We start from the raw sequence: 21,661 nt of genomic DNA on the forward strand, positions 1-21,661 counted from the left end.
TCTTTCAGCCTTATTGTGTACATAACATATCGAAAAGACTTCCTGGTGAACCAGGAAGTCTTATTATCTTAAAACTATTGAACAATTAATGTTGCTACCATGTCACTATGTCCTGCTCCACATGGGATATTACAGTATATTTTATATTCCCCTGGTTCTAATGTTGCTGTTGCGCTGCCTTCAGATTCAATTGCGATGTCTGTGTTTTCAATTTCGATTCCATGAAAGCCATCTTTACTTGATAGATTGACAGTTACTTCACCAGCTGGCACTGTATATTCTTCCTGATCAAATTCCCAGTTTGAAGCGATAATATCAACCGTTTCCCCACTTCCGCCAGCTTCTTTTGTTTCATTTTCATTATTTCCAGATTCAGATTCTTCACTAGAGCCGCCACCGCAAGCTGCAAGTAAAACTAGTAGTGATACTGCTGTTAATGATACTAACCATTTCTTCATTTACATTTACCCCTTTACTATTTTAATCGGTTACCTGTTCATTATAGTGATTTAAAATCAAAGATAAATTGATTAAGATCACACCATTACTATTCTCTCCAGATATGTAGAGTTTTAAGCTATGAAACTAATTATCGCCCAACATTTTCATTATAACGATAAGTGTGTTTTTTTTACTAGCTTTAATTGTCTCCTTCACAAAAAGTTCACAAATAAATCATCCTGGTGAAAATATTCCCTCTGAAAGATATTTATAAAATGCTGGAACTTCTCTTAATGTAGAATAAATATCGCGCCATTCCCAATATGCTGGATGTGCTCCATAAACCTTTTCAAAACCCTCCTGCTGAAATGCTAACTTTGTCCTGGAAATATGGTAAAACTGACTGATTATATAAATCTCGTCATCGTTAAGATTATTCTCCTCGATAATTTTTGCCGCATTTTCTGCTGTCATCCTTGTGTTATAGCCGTTCCTGTCTTTGATGATATGCTCTGCCGGAATCTCTTGTGATCTTAAATATTCCCCCATCACCACAGCTTCATCATATCCTTCCTTCCCTGTCCCGCCACTGACAATTATTTTTTCGATTAAGTTATCGTTGTACAGTTCCACGGCCCTGTCCAACCTTGCTTTTAATCTGTCAGATGGAGTACCGTCTTCATTTACTTTATTACCAAGTACTACTCCTGTTTGTGCAGATTGCTTTTCGTCTGTAAGTCCATCCACAACAATCCAGCCAATATGAATAAGTAAAACACCAGCAATAGCGAGAATTATGGTAAATATCAGTTTTCGTTTCATTGCATCCTCCTTTACTTTATTTTACAGGAAAAAGTAAATCTTTTAAACATGTCTGTCATATAGTAAACTGTTTGATAGCTTTATGTTTTAACAGCAGGAGGACATACAGATATGAATTGGAAAAATAGTTTTTCAGCACTCCTTATTATCATGCTGCTATTAGCTGGCTGCGGAACAGCACAAGTACATGAGCAGAATTCTTTTAATAGTAATGTTGAAAAAAACGGGGCAGAAACCTTAGAAACAGCCGAAGTACTTCGAGTAATTGATGGCGATACAGTAAAAGTAAGATATAAAGGAAAGGAAGAAACGGTTAGATTATTGTTAGTCGATACACCGGAAACGAAACACCCCGATCTGCCTGTTCAGCCATTTGGACCAGAGGCATCTGCATTTGCTGAGAAAACCCTGGATGGCAAAGATATTCAACTAGAATTCGATGGACCAAGGAAAGATCACTATGGCCGATTACTTGCATATGTCTGGGTGGATGGCGTGAACTTCAACGAATTGCTTGTCAAAGAAGGTTATGCTCGTTATGCTTACATAATTGATCCGCCATATGTTTATCAGGACGAGATGGAAAAAGTGGAGGAAGCAGCAAAATCTGAGATGCAAGGAATATGGAGTATACCAGGATATGTTACGGAACACGGTTTTAATCAGGAGATCGAAAAGCAAACAGAAGACGTTCCAGATAATAACAGTTGTCTCATAAAAGGGAATATAGGATCTGATAAGATTTATCATACACAAGAATCACCCTGGTATGAGCAGACAAAGGCAGAAGTTATGTTTTGTACAGAGATGGAAGCTATAGAGGCTGGATTTCGTGCACCACGGCAATAGTTAATTGAGGGGCATCTAAACTAGCAGAATGTACTAGTTAATACCAGAAAAAGGATCCAGTCATCTAGTTTGATGATTGGATTCTTTTTTAATTTTTCAAAGTTTCCATGTGCGGGCAGGCAAAGTAAATGGAAGCGATATATTATAATGTTCCTGTCATGTTTATATTTTTTAAAAACAAAAACCAAACTCTTGTTAACTACGTCTAATAATTGAAGGAAGGAGGTAAAAAAATGGCAAACAATTTCGCTAAGTCCTCGCATCACACGGAACTCAATGATATTTATACAGACCAGCCAAGCGAGGAAACGTGGCTAAATGACCTGATGAACGAATATGGACAGGAGATTATCTGGTTAGCATACAGTTATGTAAGAGATAGGGCTATTGCTGAAGATTTAGCACAAAATGCCTTTATAAAATGTTACCAAAAACGAGAAGAGTTTAAAAATAACTCTTCAATAAAGACCTGGATCTATCGAATCACCATTAATTGCTGTAAAGATTATCTGAGAAGCTCCTACGTTAAACGCAATATCCCTACTAATATGAAAGAAATATTGAATCGTGAAAGGGCCCCATCATCAGAATCTGCATATATGGAAAAAGATACTTCCAGCACTCTAATTGAGTGTGTATTTTCATTAGGTCCCAAATATCGAGAAGTAATCATATTACATTATTTTGAGGAGTTAAAAGTTAGAGAGATAAAAGAAATACTTCAATTAAATGAGAATACGATAAAAACCAGACTGAAGAAGGCAAAAGAAATTCTTAGAAAAAAAATAGACAGAGGTGATTTCTAAAATGGAAAATAAATTAAAAAATCTTAGAAACGATATGATTTCCTCTGAGTTAAAGAACATTAAATTCGGCTCAAAGCAAAAACACAATGTTTTTCAGCAATTACACGAAAAAAAAGCAAAAAGGACACTCTTGCCTAAATTGATAAGTGTAGCGGTTACTCTATCTCTGCTGTTTTTCTTAGGAACCATTACAATTGATCATTTTACAAGTGAAGAACGAACGAATAGCAATATGAATACCGGTCAGGAAGAGCAAGCTGCTGCCGCACCCGCAGGAGAAGGAACTTACAAGTCAATTCTTCAAGGTGATGTTGGTACTATTGTGGAGAATGGCGATGTTATTTTTGAAAGAGTGGCAGATGATAGTTTGCCAGTAGAAGAAACTGATGGAACAATGGGCGATCTTGAATTCTTAATATCATTAAGTGGTCTTGATCATTCCCAACAATTTGAGATAAATGGAGAATTTAAGTATGCAAAATTTTGGATTCAAAATACAGGATCAAAGAGCATTACAATCTCATTAGAGGATATTACAAGAAAAGATTGGGATGTTATAGAAGGATTTACTGTTAGAATACCTGCTGGCGAAACATGGAGTTTTTACAGCAAAAATGCCTTGTCCAATGGAACATATTATCTAAACTTCACATTAGGCAGAGCTTATATGTCTGGTCAATCTGCTGCTATCATAGCACCAACACTCGCTGATTTAGATAGATAAACCGGAAATACTTATTGCTGCAGGGCATTAGCATTTTGCAATACTCTTTCAGTGCATTGAGTTCCTCCGATCACAAGTCTCATGGCATTGATTTGCTCTCTCAATGCCTTCACTCTCTCCGATCACTACTCTCATGGCATTGAACCGCTCTCTTAATGCCTTCACTCTCTCCGATCACAACTCTCACGGCATTGATCCACTCTCTCAATGCCTTCACTCTCTCCGATCACAATTCTCACGGCAGTGGTGAAAGAGAACATCACACCAGCTGTTATTTTCCCCCTGGTTTTCTCATTAAGAAAGACCGCCGTTTCAATGGCGATCTTTTACTTGATAAAAAGTAACAGTATTCTTCACAATCGTTGCAGATACCGTTCCGAATGGCATGTTTTTTATTCGCGCTATTTGTGCAAGGGATTGTTCCATCATCTTAGGATGTGTCATCTGCCCTTGAAATGGTCCTTCAAATTGCCAGGGGCCGTCTGTTTCAACCATCATTAACTCAAGCGGATATTGCTCAATCAATCTTTGAATTTCTTGTTCGTACAAACAATCTGGTGTTACAGATATCATATATTTCCGCTCAATCATTCGTTGGATAGTCTTTTCTGATCCTTTAAACCAGTGAAAATGTGCTTTTGTCACCTGATGTTTCTCAAGCAAGTCACAAACAAGCTCTGCATCTTCATAGATGGCATGAAGAACAATCGGCAAGTCGCACTTTTTCGCCAATGAAAGAAATCGCTCCAATATCTCCGTATATGGCTGCACATCAAGAAAAGGATCTTCTTTTTTCATATAATATGGTAAGCCCACCTCACCAATTGCTGCAAGAGAATCTTGATGTTTATGAATCATTTCCTCTATTGCATCAAGTTCTGCTTCACTTGGCAGCTTTTGCTCCGGATGCCAGCCGAACGCCGGATAAACGTGTGGGCACGCTTGATGAAGTTTCCATACGTTGTTACATGAATTCAAATCACTCGATACCGCAATAACGCCGTCGATCGTACGTTTTTCCAAATCCTCTAAAATTATCGCTTGTTCTTCCTCATTATACCAGTCCAAATGAATGTGGGCATCAATCATTGTTGATCCCTCGCAATGTGTGGAAGATCTGTTTTTTCAATTGTAAAAATTCTGGTGTTAATGTTAAGGATTCTTCTCTTGGTCTGTCGAATGGGATGCTGATTTCCTCGATAACATTTGCTGGCCGCGCGCCAAGGACAAGTATCCTGTCAGACAGAAAGATGGTTTCTTCAATATTGTGGGTGACAAACAATACAGATGGGCGTTCTTCTTCCCATATCGATAAAAGCCACTTCTGCATATCTAATCTTGTAAATTCGTCCAGTGCGGAAAATGGCTCATCTAAGCAAATCAATGATTGCGGACTCAGGAGACTGCGGACAAAAGCAACTCGCTGTCGCATTCCACCAGATAATTGAGCGGGATAACTGTTGATATAATCTGCCAATCCTGCTCGTGTTAACATCTCCGTCGCTTTTTGTTTATCCGGTTTTTCGAAAAGCTCCTGTGCTAAAACCACATTCTCCAAGACCGTCCGCCATGGGAAAAGGGACGGTGACTGCGGCATATAGCTTATCGATCCCTTTTGGCCTGTAATGTCTTTCCCATCCAGTTCGATTATTCCCTTATCCGGCTGGTAAAGGCCGCCAATCAGATGAAAGATTGTACTTTTCCCACTGCCTGAAGGTCCTAATAAGGAAACAAATTCTCCTTCATTTACCTTAAGTTCGAGCTGGCTGAGAATGGTGTCACCGCCAAAGCTTTTCGACAAATCCTTTATTGCTAATGTGCTCATCCATTCTCATCCTTTCTCCATCTGATCAGCAATTTTTCCAACCCGATAATAATCGCAAAAAAGAGCATGCATAATATCATAATAAACAGAATCGCTACAAACACCCGATCCGTCCGGAAAGATGATGATGCCAGCGTCATATAGACACCAATTCCCTGATTGGCACCAAGCCATTCTGAAATCACAGCACCCATCACACTGTAAGTTGCAGAGATCTTCAGTCCTGAAAAAATCGATGGGAGTGCATGTGGAAGTTCCAGTTTGGTAAAAATCTGCTTATTTGTTGCTCCTGCCATTTTCATATAGTGAATAAGTTCTGGATTTGTCTGTCTTAGGCCATCAATTGTCGCGACAGCAATTGGGAAAAAGCAGACGAGAACAATTATGATCAGTTTTGGCGTAAGTCCAAATCCGAACCAGATCACAAGAAGTGGTGCCAGCACAATGATCGGAATGTTTTGTGACATAATTAATAACGGGTATAGAGCTTCTCTTAATTTCGGCATGAGATGCAGCGCAATGGCTATCAGCAATCCAATCGTGACACCAAGTAAAAAGCCGTAAATGGTTAACTGAATAGTTGAAAAAATATGGTGCTGGTAATCAGCCCAGCCTGCCAATGCTTCTGTCATAATCCCCGTAGGTGCTGGTAATATCCAGTCAGGAATTGCGAAAAACCTGGAAGAGAGCTCCCAAATAATGATAATGAAGAGTATCACAGTAACCGGGAGCCATGATTTCCTAATCATATGTGTGGCACCTCCTTTCCAGATTAACTAAGTTTAATCATATTTTGCGGTTAAATCATCCATTGATGCCTTGTCATCTGCTCGTGTATATATTTTCACCTGTGATATGTTGCTCGGACAGCCTAACTCCAGCATCCGCTGATTCATTTTTTCCAGAACTAATAATAATTCGTGCAGGTCACCTTCCATCGTTGTTTCCAATGGTCCGACTTTATAATCGACACCAGCAGCTTGAATCACTTCAATCGCTGCATCAACAAACGGAATAACGTCCTCCCCATTCGGTGTTTTCGGAATTATTTGAATACTGACTAATGCATTTGCCATCCAAGATCACTCCTCTGGTAAAAATTCATTTGTGAATGCTGATTCCACATCCAGCTCTTTTTCTAATAGTTCATTCTCAAACATCCAGTCTGCATAGTTTTGCCAAACTTCTGCATCCTGTTCACCCCATCTTGCTGCATCATCCTGATATTTCGGTGAGAGCCATTCCTGACTTGCCTTTACAAGCTCAGGGTCTAAATCTGGTACTGCTTCAATTAAGATATCAGCAGCTTCACTTGGATTATCGATCGCAAATTGGTAACCTTTTGCTACAGCAGCTACGAATGCACTAACTGTTTCTGAATCACTATTAACCATTTCCTCATTTGTAGTGATAACAGGAGTATAGTAATCTAGTTTTTCCGAATAATCGGTTAAATAAAGCATATCAAGCTCGACATCTCTTAATTCTGCCTCCACACCTGTCCAGCCATAATAAATCCAGGCAAAATCTACGTCTCTCTCAACTGCTGTAAAAAAGTTCGCTTCACCCATATTGATAATCTCAACATCATCAACTGACGCACCTTCTTGTTTCATTAATGAGTCAATAACAGCAGCCTCTACTGGTGCTCCCCAGCCGCCGTATGTTTTGCCGGCAAAGTCAGCTGGTGATGTGATGCCTCTGTCGACTGGTGCCGCAAACCCTGATGTGTTGTGCTGGATAACTGCAGCAATTGATACAATTGGAATATCCTGAACACGGGCTTCTGTGACAGCTTCTTGTGCACTTATACCAAAATCTGCTCGGCCTGATGCTACCATTTGATCTGCTCCTGCTTCACCAGGCATGACTATTTCTACATTTAATCCTTGTTCTTCAAAGTACCCTTTTTCCTGTGCGACATATAATCCGGTATGATTCGTATTTGGTGTCCAGTCAAGTACAAAGGTGATGTCTTTTAATTCTTCGGAAGCATTTTCCTCTGCTTCTCCGTTTTCAGTGCTTCCCCCGCCACATGCTGCTAAAAACAAGAGCATGCTGACTGCTACAACTAAAATTCTTTTCATGATTTTTTCCCCCTATAATTGTTTTTACAAGGGAACATACAGCAAAAAGCGCTCCAGACATAAGCCTAGAGCGCATATAGATAGCATTATCCCATATGTTCCCTACGCTGGTTCTAACCAGATCAGGTTCTAAGGGTCAGTATCTGTACGGATACAATCTCAACTGGCAACACCAGTCCCCCCACATTTTTTTATGATCTTATCTTATTACTTTGACATAAAACAACAAATAGTTCAAGTTTTTTCTTCTGTACAATTATGTTGAAGATAACGAGAAGGAAGATGGTTTCTGTTTAGAAGTCTAAGGACATCTGCCAATTAATCTTATTCATCGGGCTTCGCTTAGCTAATAGAATTGTTCGCAAATATCTTTTATTTATTCTGGCATATTCGTTCGAAAAATTAGCTGAGTGATGTTGCATACCATAATTATATCCAACGATAAATTCGTTCCAATCACGGTAATTTTCCTGTAATTTTTTCAGCCCTGAACGAAATCGTTCTGCTGCTTCTTCCTCCGTTAAATAACCTAATCGTTGGCCGGCAAGAGCAATAAACAGATATTCTGTCATATCCACAGCCAATATTCCGCCTAAAGGTATTCGATGCATTTCATGGTGTATTCCGTTACACTTATGGAAATTATCATCTTCCTGTGACATTGTCTTGAGGATGAATTGCCTGCTATCCATGGGCATAAGACTTATTCTGCTGTAAGCTGTATCAAAATCACTCCTCCCTCCTTTTTCAAAACACCAGTCCAATCCTTCTTCAAGGTCTTGCTTATTTTCTATCTTTCTAGCTTTTAAACCATTGCGGAAAAGCTTCTTATGGCGCCAATATGGCCACAACCCTACAGCTAATATATATTCCTTACGAGAATTTAATACTAGAATTGCTGTGACAAATTGTTTTATTTCTTTTGGGACCTTTCTTGTCATTTTCTAACCTCCCTGTAAAAAGCAATGCGACAACCTCGGTAAATGCTGAAGATAATGTAGGAGTACAGAAATAAAAGCAATGCAATAAATGGATAATTTAAAAAGGACATTGGTTCGTCAAGTTTCATCGCTCCATCAGCATACATGTCAGTTATAACAGGTGCCGTTCTGTCATCCTTAGACAGGATTACTTTCGACTCTACTCTATTGGTAACTGCTTCACTATCACTATGATTATCGATTGGCCGCCACTCACCTGTTACAATTGTATCGAAGGATTGTGTTGTCGGTAAATTTACCGGTATATCTTCTAACGATTGAGTGAAGATAATTGCCGTATCCCCCAAGTATCCAACAAAGATGGGTTTCGCATCATCTTCCAGTAGATTCTCTGGATAGGTTGCATCTTCGATGTTATAAAAACCTCTTTCTCTTGTATGCCATTCTACTCTTTTGCCAAGGGTTTCATAAAGACCTGTATGTCTTGCATCCTGAATCGATAAAGTTACAAAAGAATGGGGAGTATCTTCTAAATCCTCTAATTGATTGACTGAATCTATTTTCATCACTTCGACTGACTGGAACAGATTCTGCATCCAGCCAACTAGATCGAGTCCAGTGTGCCGTTCTATATCATCTGTCAAACTTACATGAATGATAAAGGTAATTACGGATATAAGAATCAACCATGGAATAAATAAAAATTTCCTGAATAATTTTATCCGTTCTTTCCATGAAAAGGGAGCCATTTCTTTTTGTACCATTTCATTTTGCACTATAAGTTTTTTACTTTTTGGTATTTGGGCATATAACAGGTTAGCTTCAAGGTTATTTTTTTCTTCTGCCAGAATTTGTTCAATTATTTCCAGTGCCTTTTCCCAATTTTCTGTCGCCGAATAGGCTTTTGCTAAATGAATTTTAATTTGATGATTAGGTATTTTTTCTAAAATATCACTAGCTTCTTTTATTACAATCTGCCAATTCTCCAAATAGGTATAAATACGTACTCTCTCTGCATAACAGTCCCATTCCTCCGGTTCTATTTCAATTGCCTTGTAATAGGTTTCCAAGGCTAATTCCCATTCCTTTAGTTCTTTATAATAGTGTGCCTGCATTTTCAGCAGATCCGGATCACGATCAAATAATTCCATTGCCTTCTGTAATTCTGCAGGATCAAAGGCCGTTTGACCTGTTAATCCGCTATATACATTATCCCGATAGTTTAAAAACAGATCATGATCTTTTTCCATATCTTTTATGTATTGAAAGCGCAGATTGTTATGTGATTGAACATATGTCTGAAAAAAATCCTGATTCCAACTTTGCCAATGGAAAATTTGATTGAACCACTCCCACACTTCCCTAGGCAAATGATGGTGTTCTTCTAGAAATCGGGTCATTACTCTTTTATTTCTTTCAAATAATTCAACATTCCATATTTCTTCTTGATCAAGCAGGCCTTTCCATTCGTTAATGTCAATTCTTCTCGTATAATCTTCATATATGGATAATATTTGCTCATAGAATGATAAGCTGGGAGTACTCAAGAATGGTTGTATTGGTGAGGTATGTATGTCAGCATCTTGATTTAACTCGAACTCGATGTGTTCTACTGAATATGCTTCTTTTTCAACAGGATTCTTCGCATATTTAACTGCATTGTTATAGGCTTCTCTTAATTTTTGATAGCCAACAGGATTATCCTCTGGATGATTTTTTTTTAATTGTTTGGCATAAGCCTTTTTAATTGCTGGAATATCCTTTGTTGGCTCTATCTCAAGCAAGTCCCAATCAATAATCATGTGGATTCCACCCTTCTAATTGATCGAGCCTCCCTTTCAGAATCTTCGCTGCTTTTTCAATGATATCGGGCCGCTGTGTTTCTAGAGCCTGATCGAATTCTTCTAGTAAATTAGCCACTAATTTTCTTCGATCACCTATAAGTTCTTCATACAACCTTTCTCCTCTAGCTAATAGTAAGCGATTTTCTTCTTTATCCTTTGGATGTACTTTTAATTGTGCGATCTTTTCCAATTGTTGTTCTAGTTCTTCATTAGTTAACATTCCAGGATTTTGTTCAATAACAATGCTTTTTGTTTCCTGTGTAGTAACAGAGATACAATCAACGGCTAGGATACCATTTACATCATATGTATAACGGACATCAATCATTTCTTCTCCTGCAGGCGCAGGGGGAACCTGAATGCGCACTTCTCCGATTTTCAGATTATCTTTCGTTTTTCTGCTTTCCCCTTGATAAACATCCACCAATATTTGTTCCTGATTATCATACACAGTATATAATCTTTTTTGGATACTGATTGGAATAGGAGTATTTCTTTCGATTATCGGAAAAAAATATCCGCTCTCCCATTGATTCTGACCGATTTCCTTTACGACACCTGTCCCTAGTGTAAATGGACAAACATCTGTAAGGATTACTTCTTTTAAAGATTCTGCTCTTTGTTTTAATGCTGCTTGAATGGCAGCTCCAAGTGCAACAGATTCATCTGGATCAATTGGCGAAAAAGGGATTCGGCCGAGCATTTTACTAACAACTGTTTTAATTAATGGCATTCTTGTAGCCCCGCCAACTAAAACTACCGCATCTAATTCATTTGGTTGTAAAGAAGCATCTTGCATGGCACGGTGTAATGGTTCGCGAAGTTTAATTATCAAATCATGTGTAATCTCTTCAAATTTCTCAACCGTCATTTTTACTGTTTCATTTTGTCCATCAATAGTAAATACAAGTTCCGCTGTGTTACCATTCGTTAAATTTCTTTTGCAAATTTCTGCTTTTTTTACTAAGGCAGCTTTTTCTTTGGTAGTTATCTGCTGTTGAGAGTATCCTCTTTTTGATAAAGCATAATGGATGAGGGCATCAGTAAAATCAGTCCCCCCTAAATAATTGTTGCCGGCGATTGCTCGAACTTGAATAACACCTTCAAATTTCTCTAAAATCGACACATCATATGTTCCGCCACCTAAATCGAACACAAGAAAATTCGCATCTGTCTCTCGTTCATGAATTCCGTAAGACAATGCTGCAGCTGTCGGTTCACTAATCAGTCTTTCAACACGCAGACCAGCTAATTCCCCAGCTCTTTTCGTTGCTTTTCTTTGAGCATCATTAAAATAGGCGGGGACACTGATAACCGCCTCTTCAATCGTCTCATTCAAAAATTTTTCTGCCTCGATTTTTAATTTTTTTAATAAGAAGGATGAAAGATCAACTGCTGAATAATACTTTTTCCCTAACATCATTTGTTTTTCTGTTCCCATATTCCGTTTAAACAGGGCAACCGTTTGTTCAGGATAGGTAATTAACCTTTCTTTAGCAACTTTTCCAATAAAAAGTTCTCCATTTTCATCCATACTAACAATCGATGGTGTAAGATTTTCTCCAAGTGAATTCGGTATTATCTTTGCTTTTGCACCGTCCCAATAGGCCATTACACTATTAGAAGTACCTAGATCGATTCCTATTATTGTCATGTTCTCACCTCTAATTTACGCTATATGTTAATTTTTAACTATGTTCACAAATAATACTATAAAAAATCATGCACTTTGTACAGTTACTTTTTACCTGTTCTTAAATGACTGTTTAAGGTGATCGCAACAATAAAGAAGATATAAGCAGTAAAATTATCCTATAAATTTTTCTAAACGTTTTATGTTCCTGTTTGTTTAGCAAATACCATATCTTATGGAAACTAGCTATGAGAAGACTTATATCTTGCAAAATTGAAAGATAATTTGTTATGATGGCAATTGCCTTGAAACTGAGATAATACATATTTCTTATCGTTCAAGCCAACATAACCAAGATGGAATAAACATGAAAGGAAGTTTGAATAAATGGTTAAGGTAGCAGTAGTTTATTATAGCTCGACAGGAACAAACTATCAGCTTGCTAAATGGGCTGAAGATGCATTAAAAGAAGCTGGAGCAGAGGTAAAGGTTGTGCGGACTCAAGAATTAGCACCAGATGCAGCGATTGACTCGAATCCGGCATGGAGAAAACATGTTGACGAAACACAACATGTTCCTGTAGCAACTTCTGATGATATTGAATGGGCTGATGCGATTATTTTCAGTATGCCGACACGTTTCGGAAATGTGCCATCACAAATGAAACAATTTATCGATTCACAAGGTGGTCTGTGGGCTTCTGGCAAAACTGCAAATAAAGTCGTGACAGCAATGTCATCAGCATCCAACCCTCACGGCGGGCATGAAGCGACATTATTAAGCTTCTATATTTCCATGATGCACTGGGGCGCAGTAATTGTACCTCCAGGATATACGGATGACAGTGCCTATGAATCTGGCGGTAATCCATACGGAACAAGTGTGACACATGCACAAGACGGTTCTTTGATTGAAAATGTGGAAAATGCGGTAAAACACCAGGCAAGACGTGTAGCAGATGTAGCTAAAAAACTTCACGGATAATTCAGTGAGAGGAAAGACATCTTTCCTCTCTTATTTCAAATAGATAATTCTGTTTCCAGATAACTGTTTAAGCGAACCAGATTTCCGCCTTGATAATAATCAAATGAAATGTTTGTTGTTTCCCCGTAAAGTGTAAGTTCCCCTTCCGGCTGCATTAAGCTCATTGCTGCAATTGAATTTCCTTTACTACCTCTAATGTTTTAAATTATCTCATTGATTTCCTTTTGATCAGAAGTATTGAACAATATGTTATCCCCCGCTTTAACCTCTACTTTATGATAAGACTGATCAGGGATGATAATCTCCGCAAGGGGTATATCTGCAACCAATAATGTTGACTCACTATTATTACAATTCACTATTTCAAAAGAAACTGTCTGGCTTTCCGTCAAAAAATACTCCAATTGACTACATGTAATGTGGCGAATGGCATTTTCTTCGGATCCGTACTGATCCTCTGAACTATCAATAACTACTTCGATTTGCTTGTTCACATAGTTTATGTTCATAAAAACTGGATCACCTTCTGTTGTATATTGAACCATTCTTATTTGTTCTTCCTTCCCATTCTGTACAGCTTGCCTGAATGTTTCCAGCTCGATTAGGTTCATTTTCTGATCTTGTTGTAAGATGATATCATCGTCCTCGTCAACCACTCTTTTTATTTGACTAGCAGTACTTTGTTCTGGGTATGATTCTGCAACAGCTCCGTGAGTTACTTCCACCTTTTCACCTGTCTGTAAAGATTCTGACAGTTTATTACCCTCTACACGAAAACTAATCGCATTACCTGCTTTTTCTGATAATTCTTCTATTGGAATCTCAGAAAATGGTTCTTGCAGTTTCTTCTCTACTACCATTATTCGCTCATCCCCTACATCTGCAACATAACCAGTCATACTGTTCTCATTATCTGCGTAATTATTATCACCATCAGTCATGTTACCAGTTCCACAAGCTGCAAGAATTACAAGGAAAAAGGTTAATATATATTTCATCAAATCACCCTGCCTTTTTACTTTTATAGTCGAATTAAAAATAAAAAGGTTTCAAGATGTTGTTTCATTTCCATGCTGTGTTAAGACTTCTTGCAAGAAAAGCTTGGTGAATTTATCTTGTTCTTCGAGAAAAGGAGTGTGGGCAGATGATTCAAAGGTATACATTTTCTTATGCGGGGCTCTTATTAATTCAAAAAAACGTTTTGCTTCATTATAGGTAGTTTGGTAATCATACTTGCCTTGCATGATATATACCGGAATTTCAAAGCTGTTAGCTAATTCCACCAGATCTGTTTTAGCAATCGTCTCGCCAAATGCTTGATAGGTTGTGAATAGACCTCTCGGGAAATTAAGTTTTTCTTTCCACGTATATTCCCTGCACTTTAATATCTCCATCAATCCATGTTTTTGTTTATAATTCTCACGTTTCATACCGCCACCATATTTTATTAAGTAACGATTCAACACATCTCGATAATTCTTATCTTGATAAAAATTTTCATCAAAATTAATCTTTCTTATCTTTCTCTCCGCTTTTTTATCATTCCTGGCAATCGATGTATGGAGTAAGAATTGATAAGTTTCTTCATTTGAATTAAAATGTCTGCCCATTTGTCCTGAACCGATATAAGCGTAATAATGCTCCGGATGCTTGGAGGCAGCTACACTACCCAATAATGTTCCCCATGAATGACCAAACAAATAAATCTTGTCTTTACCGAACTCTTTCTTTAAGAATTCAGTAATCTTTAATGTGTCATCAATAAAACGATCAATAGTTAAAGGACCTTGCGTTTTCGCATCAAAAGACATACCTGTTCCTCTTTGATCCCAATAACAAACGGTTACATATTTCGACCATTCTAGTCCAGATGCTTTTATCATCGGGTATTGAGGATAGCCAGGACCACCATGCAGAAATAGTAATACAGGGTTATTAAGATTTTCTCCTTCAATAATCATGCCATGCTTATGCCCATCAATAGAAATAAATTCTTTTCTAAATATTTTACTTGCTTGCATGTCTTCCATCATTCCATACCCACCTTTTCTTTCCAAAGTAGTCTTTTCCTCTCAGCACGTTCCCTTACCTATACGATCAGGAATTATAAAGGATTCACCATTACTGGAATTATATCCCGCTGACAATATTGAGAATCCAACACAGTAAAAAAGCAGCTGGTTACAATCAACCAACTGCTTTCTGATATTATTTTATTTCATCATTTTATTAATATTGCAATGCCTTTTCTAAAACTTCTAAGTTTTTTTCCATTAACGTGAAATATGTTTCATCATTTTCAATGTTTTCTTCTGTTAATGTAGCTAAATTGTGTAGTTGTAAAGGTTCCACTTGAGCTTCTTCTTGGATAACCTTCGCTACTTTCGGTTCTACATTTTGTTCAAACAAAAGATACTTTATTCCGCTTTCTTCCACCTGGTTTAATATTTCTTCGATTTTCTTTTGTGATGGTTCATCAGAAGAAGATATACCAGAAATAGCTATTTGTTCCATACCGTAGCTCTGCTCCCAGTACCCGTAAGCTGCATGTGTTACTAAGATCTCTTTGTTTGGAGCTTGCTCAATTGTTTCATGAAAAGACTCATCTAATGCTATTAATCTTTCTTCAAGGTTATGAAAGTTTTCTTCAAAATAATCAGCTTGTTCTGGTTTTAATTCAACAAGTGCTTTTTTAATGTTTTCAGCCAAGTCAATTGCTTTGATTGGATCTAGCCATATATGCGGATCTTTGCCACCATGGTCGTGATCATGGCCTTCTTCTTCATGGGCATGCTCTTCATGACTGTGCTCTTCTTCATCATGAGCATGTTCTCCATGACTGTGCTCTTCTCCATGTTCATGACTATGCGTGTGTTCCACAAGGTTTATGCCTTCTGCTGCTTCTATGATTTTCACATCTTCATCTTGCAGTGCATCTTCGATTGAGCTGGCATATGATTCCATTTCTGCTCCATTATAAACAAATAAGTCCCCTTCTGCTATTTCGACCATCAGCTTGGAGGTTGGTTCAAATGTATGGGCATCCGTGCCTGGAGGCAGGATACTAGTTGCATTCACATACTCTCCTCCAATTTCTTTTGTAAAAAATTGTAATGGATACAATGTTGTATAGATATCTATTACCTCGCTGTTTGTTTTTTGTGCGTCTGTTCCTGCAGTTGTATCTTGATTGCCAGTGCTGTCAGCCTCTGACTGCTCTTCTTGTCCACAAGCTGCAAGCAAAATAATAAAGAAAAATGATAAAACTAGTAAGCTTGTTTTTTTCATATTTCCAGTCCCCCTTTTAGGTTTTATATACATTATAGAAACCAAAATTTCCGCTTAATCAATTAAAACGAAATAAGTACGATTTATCAACCTATTATACATAGTAAACCCTATTTTGTAAACAGTAATTATTACGATTTGATTTTCATAATTTATCCATTGATTTATCTGTTATTTAATAATATAGTTGCAATGAATAAATAGGATATGTTGGAGGAAATAGCATGAGAAAAACACTAGTAATAGTACTCTTATTTTTATTTGTTACCGCATGCAGCAGCAACTCATCGGAAAATAATAAAACGGAAGAAAATACAATGGAAGAACCAAAAAGTCTTGAGGTAAATTTTGATCTTCCTGAATCGGCTGAAACTGGTAAAGCAGTGCCATTGAAAGCAACAGTGACATATGGGGAGGAAATGGTTGCAGATGCGGAAGAAATGAGTTTCGAATATTGGAATGTAGAAGATGAAGCGAATAAAACGATGGTAGAATCAGTTAACAATAATGATGGCACCTACACAGCGGAAGTAACTTTTCAGCAACCTGGTACATATGAAATATATGCACATACGACGGCAAGAGAACTGCACACAATTCCAAAAAAATCCATCACTGTAACTGGAGAGCCAACAGAAGAACATTCTCATCCATCACATGAGGATACAGAACACAGCCATCAACATCAGAATGAAAACTTCCATATGCAGTTTACAACAATAGAAACTGCAAAAGTGAACGAGGAGATTACACTGACTGTTTCTCCTATGTTAGATGAGCAGCCTCTGGAAAATGCCGAAGTTCGATATGAAATCATCCAGGACGGTGAAAAAGAACACAAATGGCTTGATGCAACAGAGCAAGCAGGAGTCTATACAGCAACACATACATTTGCCAAGACTGGTTCAAGCACCGTTGTTATCCATGTAACAAATGACGAGGGCTTACATGAGCATGAAGAACATAGCATTGAAGTGACGGAATAAGAAAAAGTGCGCGAAACTTATGCGCACTTTGCTTTTATTTAATAAAATGGATCACTAAAGGCAATTTGTATCTTTCGCCTTGGTATGCCTTTACTGCTCCAATAATTGTTAAGATAAGAGCAGCAATACCAACAACAAAAATTAATACAAATCCGATTAACACAAACATAAGGATTGTACTTGCTATTGAATAAATAGTAAAAGATATTAAAAAGTTAAAGTATTCCTTACCATGAAAATCTACCAACTCTGAGTCATCTCGTTTCATCAACCATATGATTAAAGGTGCGATAATTGGAAAAAATAGACTCAGTAAATAAATCAACATGGAAAACAGTCTATCATCACTTTCGCGCATATTCTCCCCTCCCTTCAGTCTCCTTGCATTTTACCATAATATATATGTCTTCAAAAAATGGTTAATACAGATACGTAAAGAATTAGCGAAAAGTTTCAACAAAGTATATAATTATTATAAATTTTGCAATTCTGATAAGATAACTTTACTAAGGTTAATATTAAAATAATTGGGGCGAACGTTATGACACAATTCTACGATCTGATAGGTATTGGAATCGGACCATACAATCTTGGTCTTGCCGCACTAACGGAGGAACAGGGAAATTTAGACACGATATTTTTTGATCAAGAGGGCGAATTTGCCTGGCATCCGGGTATGCTGATAAGCGGAACAGACCTTCAAGTTTCTTTTCTCGCTGATTTAGTAACATTTGCAAACCCTAAAAGTAAATATACGTTTTTAAATTACTTACATGCACATAATCGTTTATATAAATTCTTTTTCTTTCATAAATTTGAAATGCCGCGAGCAGAGTATGCTGCCTATCTGAAATGGGCAGCAGATCAATTGCCAAGCTGTCATTTTCAATCAGAAGTAATGGATGTGATCGACCACCATGATCACTATGAAGTTGTTGTCAACCATTGGGGATTAAATGAGCAGAAATCTTATTTTACAAAACATATCGCAATGGGTACAGGCCAAACGCCGATTATGCCAGTTGATACTGGTAATAACGTGGAAATTGAAGATGTTTTTCACTCAAGCCAGTACATTTATCATAAAACACACACACTGAAAGCGAACAACATAACGGTAGTTGGATCTGGACAAAGTGCTTCAGAGATTTTCTATGATTTATTAAAATTACAGGAACATTATACTTTTCATTTAACTTGGTACACACGCTCACCCGGGTTCCTGCAATTGGATAACTCCAAATTAGGACAGGAAGTATTTTCACCAGACTATGTTGATTATTTTCATCAGTTAGATTTCCAGTCAAGAGTTGGTTCGCTTGATCATCTTGGTCAGCTTCGCAAAGGAATAGACGGGGAAACATTGCATAGTATTCATGAATTGTTATATCACCGTTCTGTAAATAATGAGCAATTGCCTGTTACGATACAGCCATTAACGGAAATTAATGCTGTCAGGAAAGATAAAGATACTTTAACTGTCAGTGCTCAACAATGGCAGAAAGAAGATTCTTTCACGTTCACAACGGATAAGCTGATTATGGCAACAGGTTATAAACCAAATATACCAGAATGGTTTTATAAGCGTTTTGAGAAAAAAATAGTATGGGAAGATGAAAAAAGATTTCAAGTTGATAAAAATTTTAAACTTGTCTTTGCTGAAACTAATCGCTCCCATCATTTCTACACACTGACAAATTTAGATCATTCTCACGGTACCGGTTCAACTAATTTAGGGTTGGCTGTGGATCGCAATATTCGCATCATTAATGAAATTGCAGGTGAAGAAGTGTATAAGCAGCAAAAGGAGACAATTTTCTCTCAGTTTATACCGAAGGATAACTAAAGAGAACTGCAAGCATTTCGAGAGTGCTTGCAGTTTTAAAATTATCTAAACTCCTCGTTTATTTCCCCATACAAGTGCATGAACCTGAGGCAGAACGCGTACATGGTTTAATGCTTCTGATGCCATTACTTTCTCTATTAACCATTGATATCTCTTCAACAATGTTAAGGCTAATTGATCAGGTTGGTCCTCTTGTAAATCTTCATTCCCTACTTGGATAAAGAATGGAGTGTCAGGATAGCGTTGATGGACCTTTTCTGCATATTTCATATCCTTTTCATCAAATACAACAACTTTTAAACTAATGTGATTCTTTTGTAAACGCGCAATAATACTGTCCAGCATATCCCAGTTTGTATTCATTTGAGAGCTTGGTGGCTTAGGGGATATTGTAAGATCATCAATCTTCACAAACCAGTCCTGCCAGCGGCTCCCCTGCGTTTCCAAGGCGACTTCCATATCTTGAGAATGCAAAAGATCAATCAATTCTCCAATTGATGCTAATAATGCAGGATTCCCTCCAGATATTGTTACATGATCAAAATTCTCTCCACCGATAGTTTTCAGTTCAGTTAATACCGCTTCACTTTCCATCATGCGAATTTCCTCTTTTGCACTTCCATCCCATGTAAAGGCTGAATCACACCATGCACAGCTATAATCACAACCAGCCGTCCGTACAAACATTGTTTTTCTGCCCAAAACCATTCCTTCACCTTGAATTGTAGGGCCAAAAATCTCCAAGACAGGAATTTTCCTATTCACTTATCATCCACTCCCGCCTTGCCTCTGCATAGCTTGTCGGTGTCTCATATAATGTAACAAACTCGACACGGCATTTATTCGGAGCTAGTTGTAATGCAGTTTCCATCTTTTCAAAAATCCATACAACCATATTCTCAGCTGTTGTATTCATTTTTGGTAATGTTTCATTTAGATAACGATGGTCAAGGAAGACTTCTATCTGTTCCTTCCATAGTTTCTTTATGTCACCAAAGTCAATTACAATCCCAATTTCATTAACATAGCCGCTGATCCCAAAGATTACTTTATATGTATGTCCATGCAGATTTTTACACTTGCCATCATAGCAATGCAGGTGGTGAGCCGCATCAAAGGTAAATTCCTTGCTGACTAAGGCACGTTTTTTGTGATATTTCAACTCGTTTTTTTTGATATCCTGATCGATTTTCTGTAATTTGTCTACAATATGAAAACCGTACATTCATACATCCCCCTATCTTGTCCCCATATATTTCTCTAACCCTTTTTGTCTCAGCACACATGCCGGACATTCGCCGCATCCACTTCCACGCAGACCATTATAGCAGGTTAACGTTTTTTCCTTTACATATTCGAAAACACCAAGATTATCAGCTAACTCCCATGTCTGTGCTTTGTCTAACCACATTAATGGAGTGTGAATAACAAAGTCATCATCCATAGATAAATTTAAGGTAACATTAAGCGATTTGATAAAAATATCCCGGCAGTCCGGATAACCGCTGAAATCAGTCTCACATACTCCTGTAATAATATGTTTGGCATCAATTTGTTTTGCCAGAATAGCTGCAAATGACAAGAATAATAGATTACGACCCGGGACAAAAGTTGATGGAAGCTCATCATCTTCACCATGTTCCACATCAATTTCCTGTCTTGTCAGTGCATTGGGAGCTAACTGGTTTAATAGAGACATATCGAGAATATGATGCTTTAACCCTTGCTGTTTGGCAATTTCCTTTGCAACATCTATTTCTTGATGATGACGTTGATTATAATCAAAAGTTACTAACTCAACATGATCAAATCTGTCTAATGCCCAGAATAAACAAGTAGTACTATCCTGTCCCCCGCTGAATACCACAACTGCCCGATTATTTTTCTTCATAAAAAAATCCCCTTTCATATTGAAAAGAGGTTGGATTACACCCGATCAAAAAAAAAAAATCATACCTAAGGTAGAGGTACGATTATCCTTAGTTTTTTATAGAGGGTGCAGCTAGAACCTCTCCTGCAAGATTTGCAGACTTTTATTTAATTTCATACAAGTAATATTATAGCACAACAAGGCTGATTCAGAAACCCGATATCAGTCCAGTAATAAGGTATTATCTATTTCGCTGCATCTGCTGATACTTGCCATGATATGCCGAATTTATCTGTAACACTCCCATATGCCGGGCTCCAAAACGTTTCCTGGATTGGCATACTAACGTTACCGCCATCACTTAACTGGTCAAATATCTGTTTGGTCTGTTCCACATCATCCAGAATCAAGGCAATCGATGTTTGCATTCCGAGCTGTAATGGCTGTCCAGGAAAAGTATCTGATAACATCAAATCAACTTCTCCAATTTTTAGATGAGCGTTCAAAACACGATTTTCCGCATCTTCGGGAATGGGCATGTCAGGATTAGGCGGCATTTGACCAAATGTTTGAATATTCAGAACTTTTGCATTCAGGACTTTTTCATAGAAATGGATGGCTTCTTGAGCATTACCGTCCATTGCTAAATATGGATACATATTTGTAATCATTTTGTTCAGGCTCCCTTCCAATATCTTTAATAATTCTATTTTAC

The 21,661-nt window shown here is 37.6% G+C and carries 25 protein-coding genes and 2 riboswitches; of the genes, 6 read left to right on the forward strand and 19 right to left on the reverse strand.

Translation table 11 applies throughout. From position 1 onward, the window contains the following. Positions 1–74: 74 nt before the first annotated feature. Together F9U64_RS00600 and F9U64_RS00605 are read right to left on the reverse strand one after the other, a co-directional pair. Positions 75–458 carry a cupredoxin domain-containing protein gene (locus F9U64_RS00600; protein WP_153400836.1) on the reverse strand — a complete coding sequence of 128 codons (384 nt, stop codon included), beginning with the start codon at positions 456–458 and terminating at the stop codon, positions 75–77. 217 nt (positions 459–675) lie between these two features. After that, the gene (locus tag F9U64_RS00605) at positions 676–1,263 is read right to left on the reverse strand and encodes a YdcF family protein (protein ID WP_153400837.1); all 588 of its coding nucleotides are present in this window, start codon (positions 1,261–1,263) and stop codon (positions 676–678) included. Positions 1,264–1,374: 111 nt separating this feature from the next. On the opposite strand from F9U64_RS00605, the gene F9U64_RS00610 reads away from it, so the two are divergent. The 3 genes from F9U64_RS00610 to F9U64_RS00620 all read left to right on the forward strand — a co-directional run bounded on the left by F9U64_RS00610 (position 1,375) and on the right by F9U64_RS00620 (position 3,642). Beyond that, positions 1,375–2,112, forward strand: coding sequence for a thermonuclease family protein (locus tag F9U64_RS00610; RefSeq protein ID WP_153400838.1), 738 nt, complete (start codon positions 1,375–1,377; stop codon positions 2,110–2,112). 233 nt (positions 2,113–2,345) lie between these two features. Continuing rightward, positions 2,346–2,918, forward strand: a complete 573-nt coding sequence (locus F9U64_RS00615) for a sigma-70 family RNA polymerase sigma factor (protein ID WP_153400839.1) — start codon at positions 2,346–2,348, stop codon at positions 2,916–2,918. A gap of 1 nt (position 2,919) precedes the next feature. Beyond that, on the forward strand, positions 2,920–3,642 hold the full coding sequence (locus tag F9U64_RS00620) for a hypothetical protein (protein ID WP_153400840.1): 723 nt from the start codon (positions 2,920–2,922) through the stop codon (positions 3,640–3,642). Between the two features lie 312 nt (positions 3,643–3,954). Here F9U64_RS00620 and F9U64_RS00625 read toward each other — a convergent pair whose 3' ends face one another. The 8 genes from F9U64_RS00625 to F9U64_RS00660 all read right to left on the reverse strand — a co-directional run bounded on the left by F9U64_RS00625 (position 3,955) and on the right by F9U64_RS00660 (position 11,993). After that, a complete protein-coding gene (locus tag F9U64_RS00625; protein WP_153400841.1) occupies positions 3,955–4,731 on the reverse strand; it encodes a TatD family hydrolase in 777 nt (258 codons plus the stop codon). Further along, the gene (locus F9U64_RS00630) at positions 4,724–5,467 is read right to left on the reverse strand and encodes an ABC transporter ATP-binding protein (RefSeq protein WP_153400842.1); all 744 of its coding nucleotides are present in this window, start codon (positions 5,465–5,467) and stop codon (positions 4,724–4,726) included. The genes F9U64_RS00625 and F9U64_RS00630 overlap by 8 nt, the downstream gene beginning before the upstream one ends. Then, entirely contained in the window at positions 5,464–6,216 is a 753-nt protein-coding gene (locus tag F9U64_RS00635) for an ABC transporter permease (protein ID WP_153400843.1), read from the reverse strand. The genes F9U64_RS00630 and F9U64_RS00635 overlap by 4 nt, the downstream gene beginning before the upstream one ends. A gap of 33 nt (positions 6,217–6,249) precedes the next feature. Next, positions 6,250–6,543 carry a thiamine-binding protein gene (locus F9U64_RS00640; protein ID WP_153400844.1) on the reverse strand — a complete coding sequence of 98 codons (294 nt, stop codon included), beginning with the start codon at positions 6,541–6,543 and terminating at the stop codon, positions 6,250–6,252. A gap of 6 nt (positions 6,544–6,549) precedes the next feature. After that, positions 6,550–7,554: an ABC transporter substrate-binding protein gene (locus F9U64_RS00645; RefSeq protein WP_153400845.1), complete on the reverse strand. Its 1,005-nt coding sequence runs from the start codon at positions 7,552–7,554 to the stop codon at positions 6,550–6,552. A gap of 82 nt (positions 7,555–7,636) precedes the next feature. Continuing rightward, a riboswitch (TPP riboswitch) is annotated at positions 7,637–7,747 on the reverse strand. Positions 7,748–7,847: 100 nt separating this feature from the next. Further along, complete coding sequence (locus F9U64_RS00650; RefSeq protein ID WP_153400846.1) at positions 7,848–8,495, reverse strand: DUF1266 domain-containing protein; 648 nt, start codon at positions 8,493–8,495, stop codon at positions 7,848–7,850. Beyond that, complete coding sequence (locus tag F9U64_RS00655) at positions 8,492–10,297, reverse strand: J domain-containing protein (protein ID WP_153400847.1); 1,806 nt, start codon at positions 10,295–10,297, stop codon at positions 8,492–8,494. The genes F9U64_RS00650 and F9U64_RS00655 overlap by 4 nt, the downstream gene beginning before the upstream one ends. Further along, positions 10,287–11,993: an Hsp70 family protein gene (locus tag F9U64_RS00660; protein ID WP_153400848.1), complete on the reverse strand. Its 1,707-nt coding sequence runs from the start codon at positions 11,991–11,993 to the stop codon at positions 10,287–10,289. The genes F9U64_RS00655 and F9U64_RS00660 overlap by 11 nt, the downstream gene beginning before the upstream one ends. A gap of 366 nt (positions 11,994–12,359) precedes the next feature. On the opposite strand from F9U64_RS00660, the gene wrbA reads away from it, so the two are divergent. After that, positions 12,360–12,956: an NAD(P)H:quinone oxidoreductase gene (gene wrbA / locus F9U64_RS00665; RefSeq protein WP_153400849.1), complete on the forward strand. Its 597-nt coding sequence runs from the start codon at positions 12,360–12,362 to the stop codon at positions 12,954–12,956. A gap of 35 nt (positions 12,957–12,991) precedes the next feature. Here wrbA and F9U64_RS23330 read toward each other — a convergent pair whose 3' ends face one another. The 4 genes from F9U64_RS23330 to F9U64_RS00680 all read right to left on the reverse strand — a co-directional run bounded on the left by F9U64_RS23330 (position 12,992) and on the right by F9U64_RS00680 (position 16,244). Further along, the gene (locus tag F9U64_RS23330; RefSeq protein WP_266095226.1) at positions 12,992–13,120 is read right to left on the reverse strand and encodes a hypothetical protein; all 129 of its coding nucleotides are present in this window, start codon (positions 13,118–13,120) and stop codon (positions 12,992–12,994) included. A 36-nt stretch (positions 13,121–13,156) separates the two neighbouring features. Beyond that, positions 13,157–13,954 carry a DUF4362 domain-containing protein gene (locus F9U64_RS00670; RefSeq protein ID WP_153400850.1) on the reverse strand — a complete coding sequence of 266 codons (798 nt, stop codon included), beginning with the start codon at positions 13,952–13,954 and terminating at the stop codon, positions 13,157–13,159. Between the two features lie 51 nt (positions 13,955–14,005). Further along, positions 14,006–14,989, reverse strand: coding sequence for an alpha/beta fold hydrolase (locus F9U64_RS00675; protein WP_153400851.1), 984 nt, complete (start codon positions 14,987–14,989; stop codon positions 14,006–14,008). 196 nt (positions 14,990–15,185) lie between these two features. Continuing rightward, a complete protein-coding gene (locus F9U64_RS00680) occupies positions 15,186–16,244 on the reverse strand; it encodes a metal ABC transporter solute-binding protein, Zn/Mn family (RefSeq protein WP_153400852.1) in 1,059 nt (352 codons plus the stop codon). A gap of 224 nt (positions 16,245–16,468) precedes the next feature. Here F9U64_RS00680 and F9U64_RS00685 point away from each other — a divergent pair, with 224 nt between their 5' ends. Beyond that, positions 16,469–17,230, forward strand: coding sequence for a FixH family protein (locus tag F9U64_RS00685; protein WP_153400853.1), 762 nt, complete (start codon positions 16,469–16,471; stop codon positions 17,228–17,230). A gap of 34 nt (positions 17,231–17,264) precedes the next feature. Here the strand turns inward: F9U64_RS00685 and F9U64_RS00690 are convergent, their stop codons facing one another. After that, entirely contained in the window at positions 17,265–17,588 is a 324-nt protein-coding gene (locus tag F9U64_RS00690) for a DUF4870 domain-containing protein (protein WP_153400854.1), read from the reverse strand. A 183-nt stretch (positions 17,589–17,771) separates the two neighbouring features. Between F9U64_RS00690 and F9U64_RS00695 the strand changes: the two genes are divergently transcribed. Further along, positions 17,772–19,076, forward strand: a complete 1,305-nt coding sequence (locus F9U64_RS00695; RefSeq protein ID WP_153400855.1) for a lysine N(6)-hydroxylase/L-ornithine N(5)-oxygenase family protein — start codon at positions 17,772–17,774, stop codon at positions 19,074–19,076. 45 nt (positions 19,077–19,121) lie between these two features. Here the strand turns inward: F9U64_RS00695 and queE are convergent, their stop codons facing one another. The 4 genes from queE to F9U64_RS00715 all read right to left on the reverse strand — a co-directional run bounded on the left by queE (position 19,122) and on the right by F9U64_RS00715 (position 21,617). After that, positions 19,122–19,841: a 7-carboxy-7-deazaguanine synthase QueE gene (gene queE / locus F9U64_RS00700; protein WP_153400856.1), complete on the reverse strand. Its 720-nt coding sequence runs from the start codon at positions 19,839–19,841 to the stop codon at positions 19,122–19,124. After that, positions 19,834–20,301, reverse strand: a complete 468-nt coding sequence (queD, locus tag F9U64_RS00705; protein ID WP_153400857.1) for a 6-carboxytetrahydropterin synthase QueD — start codon at positions 20,299–20,301, stop codon at positions 19,834–19,836. Before queD ends, queE begins: the two co-directional genes overlap by 8 nt. 12 nt (positions 20,302–20,313) lie before the next feature. Then, the gene (gene queC, locus F9U64_RS00710; RefSeq protein WP_153400858.1) at positions 20,314–20,967 is read right to left on the reverse strand and encodes a 7-cyano-7-deazaguanine synthase QueC; all 654 of its coding nucleotides are present in this window, start codon (positions 20,965–20,967) and stop codon (positions 20,314–20,316) included. 82 nt (positions 20,968–21,049) lie between these two features. Further along, positions 21,050–21,094, reverse strand: a riboswitch (PreQ1 riboswitch). A gap of 97 nt (positions 21,095–21,191) precedes the next feature. Further along, entirely contained in the window at positions 21,192–21,617 is a 426-nt protein-coding gene (locus tag F9U64_RS00715) for a VOC family protein (RefSeq protein WP_153400859.1), read from the reverse strand. Positions 21,618–21,661 lie beyond the last annotated feature (44 nt).

Origin of the sequence: Gracilibacillus oryzae, assembly GCF_009498735.1 — a bacterium.
Classification (GTDB): domain Bacteria; phylum Bacillota; class Bacilli; order Bacillales; family Amphibacillaceae; genus Gracilibacillus; species Gracilibacillus oryzae.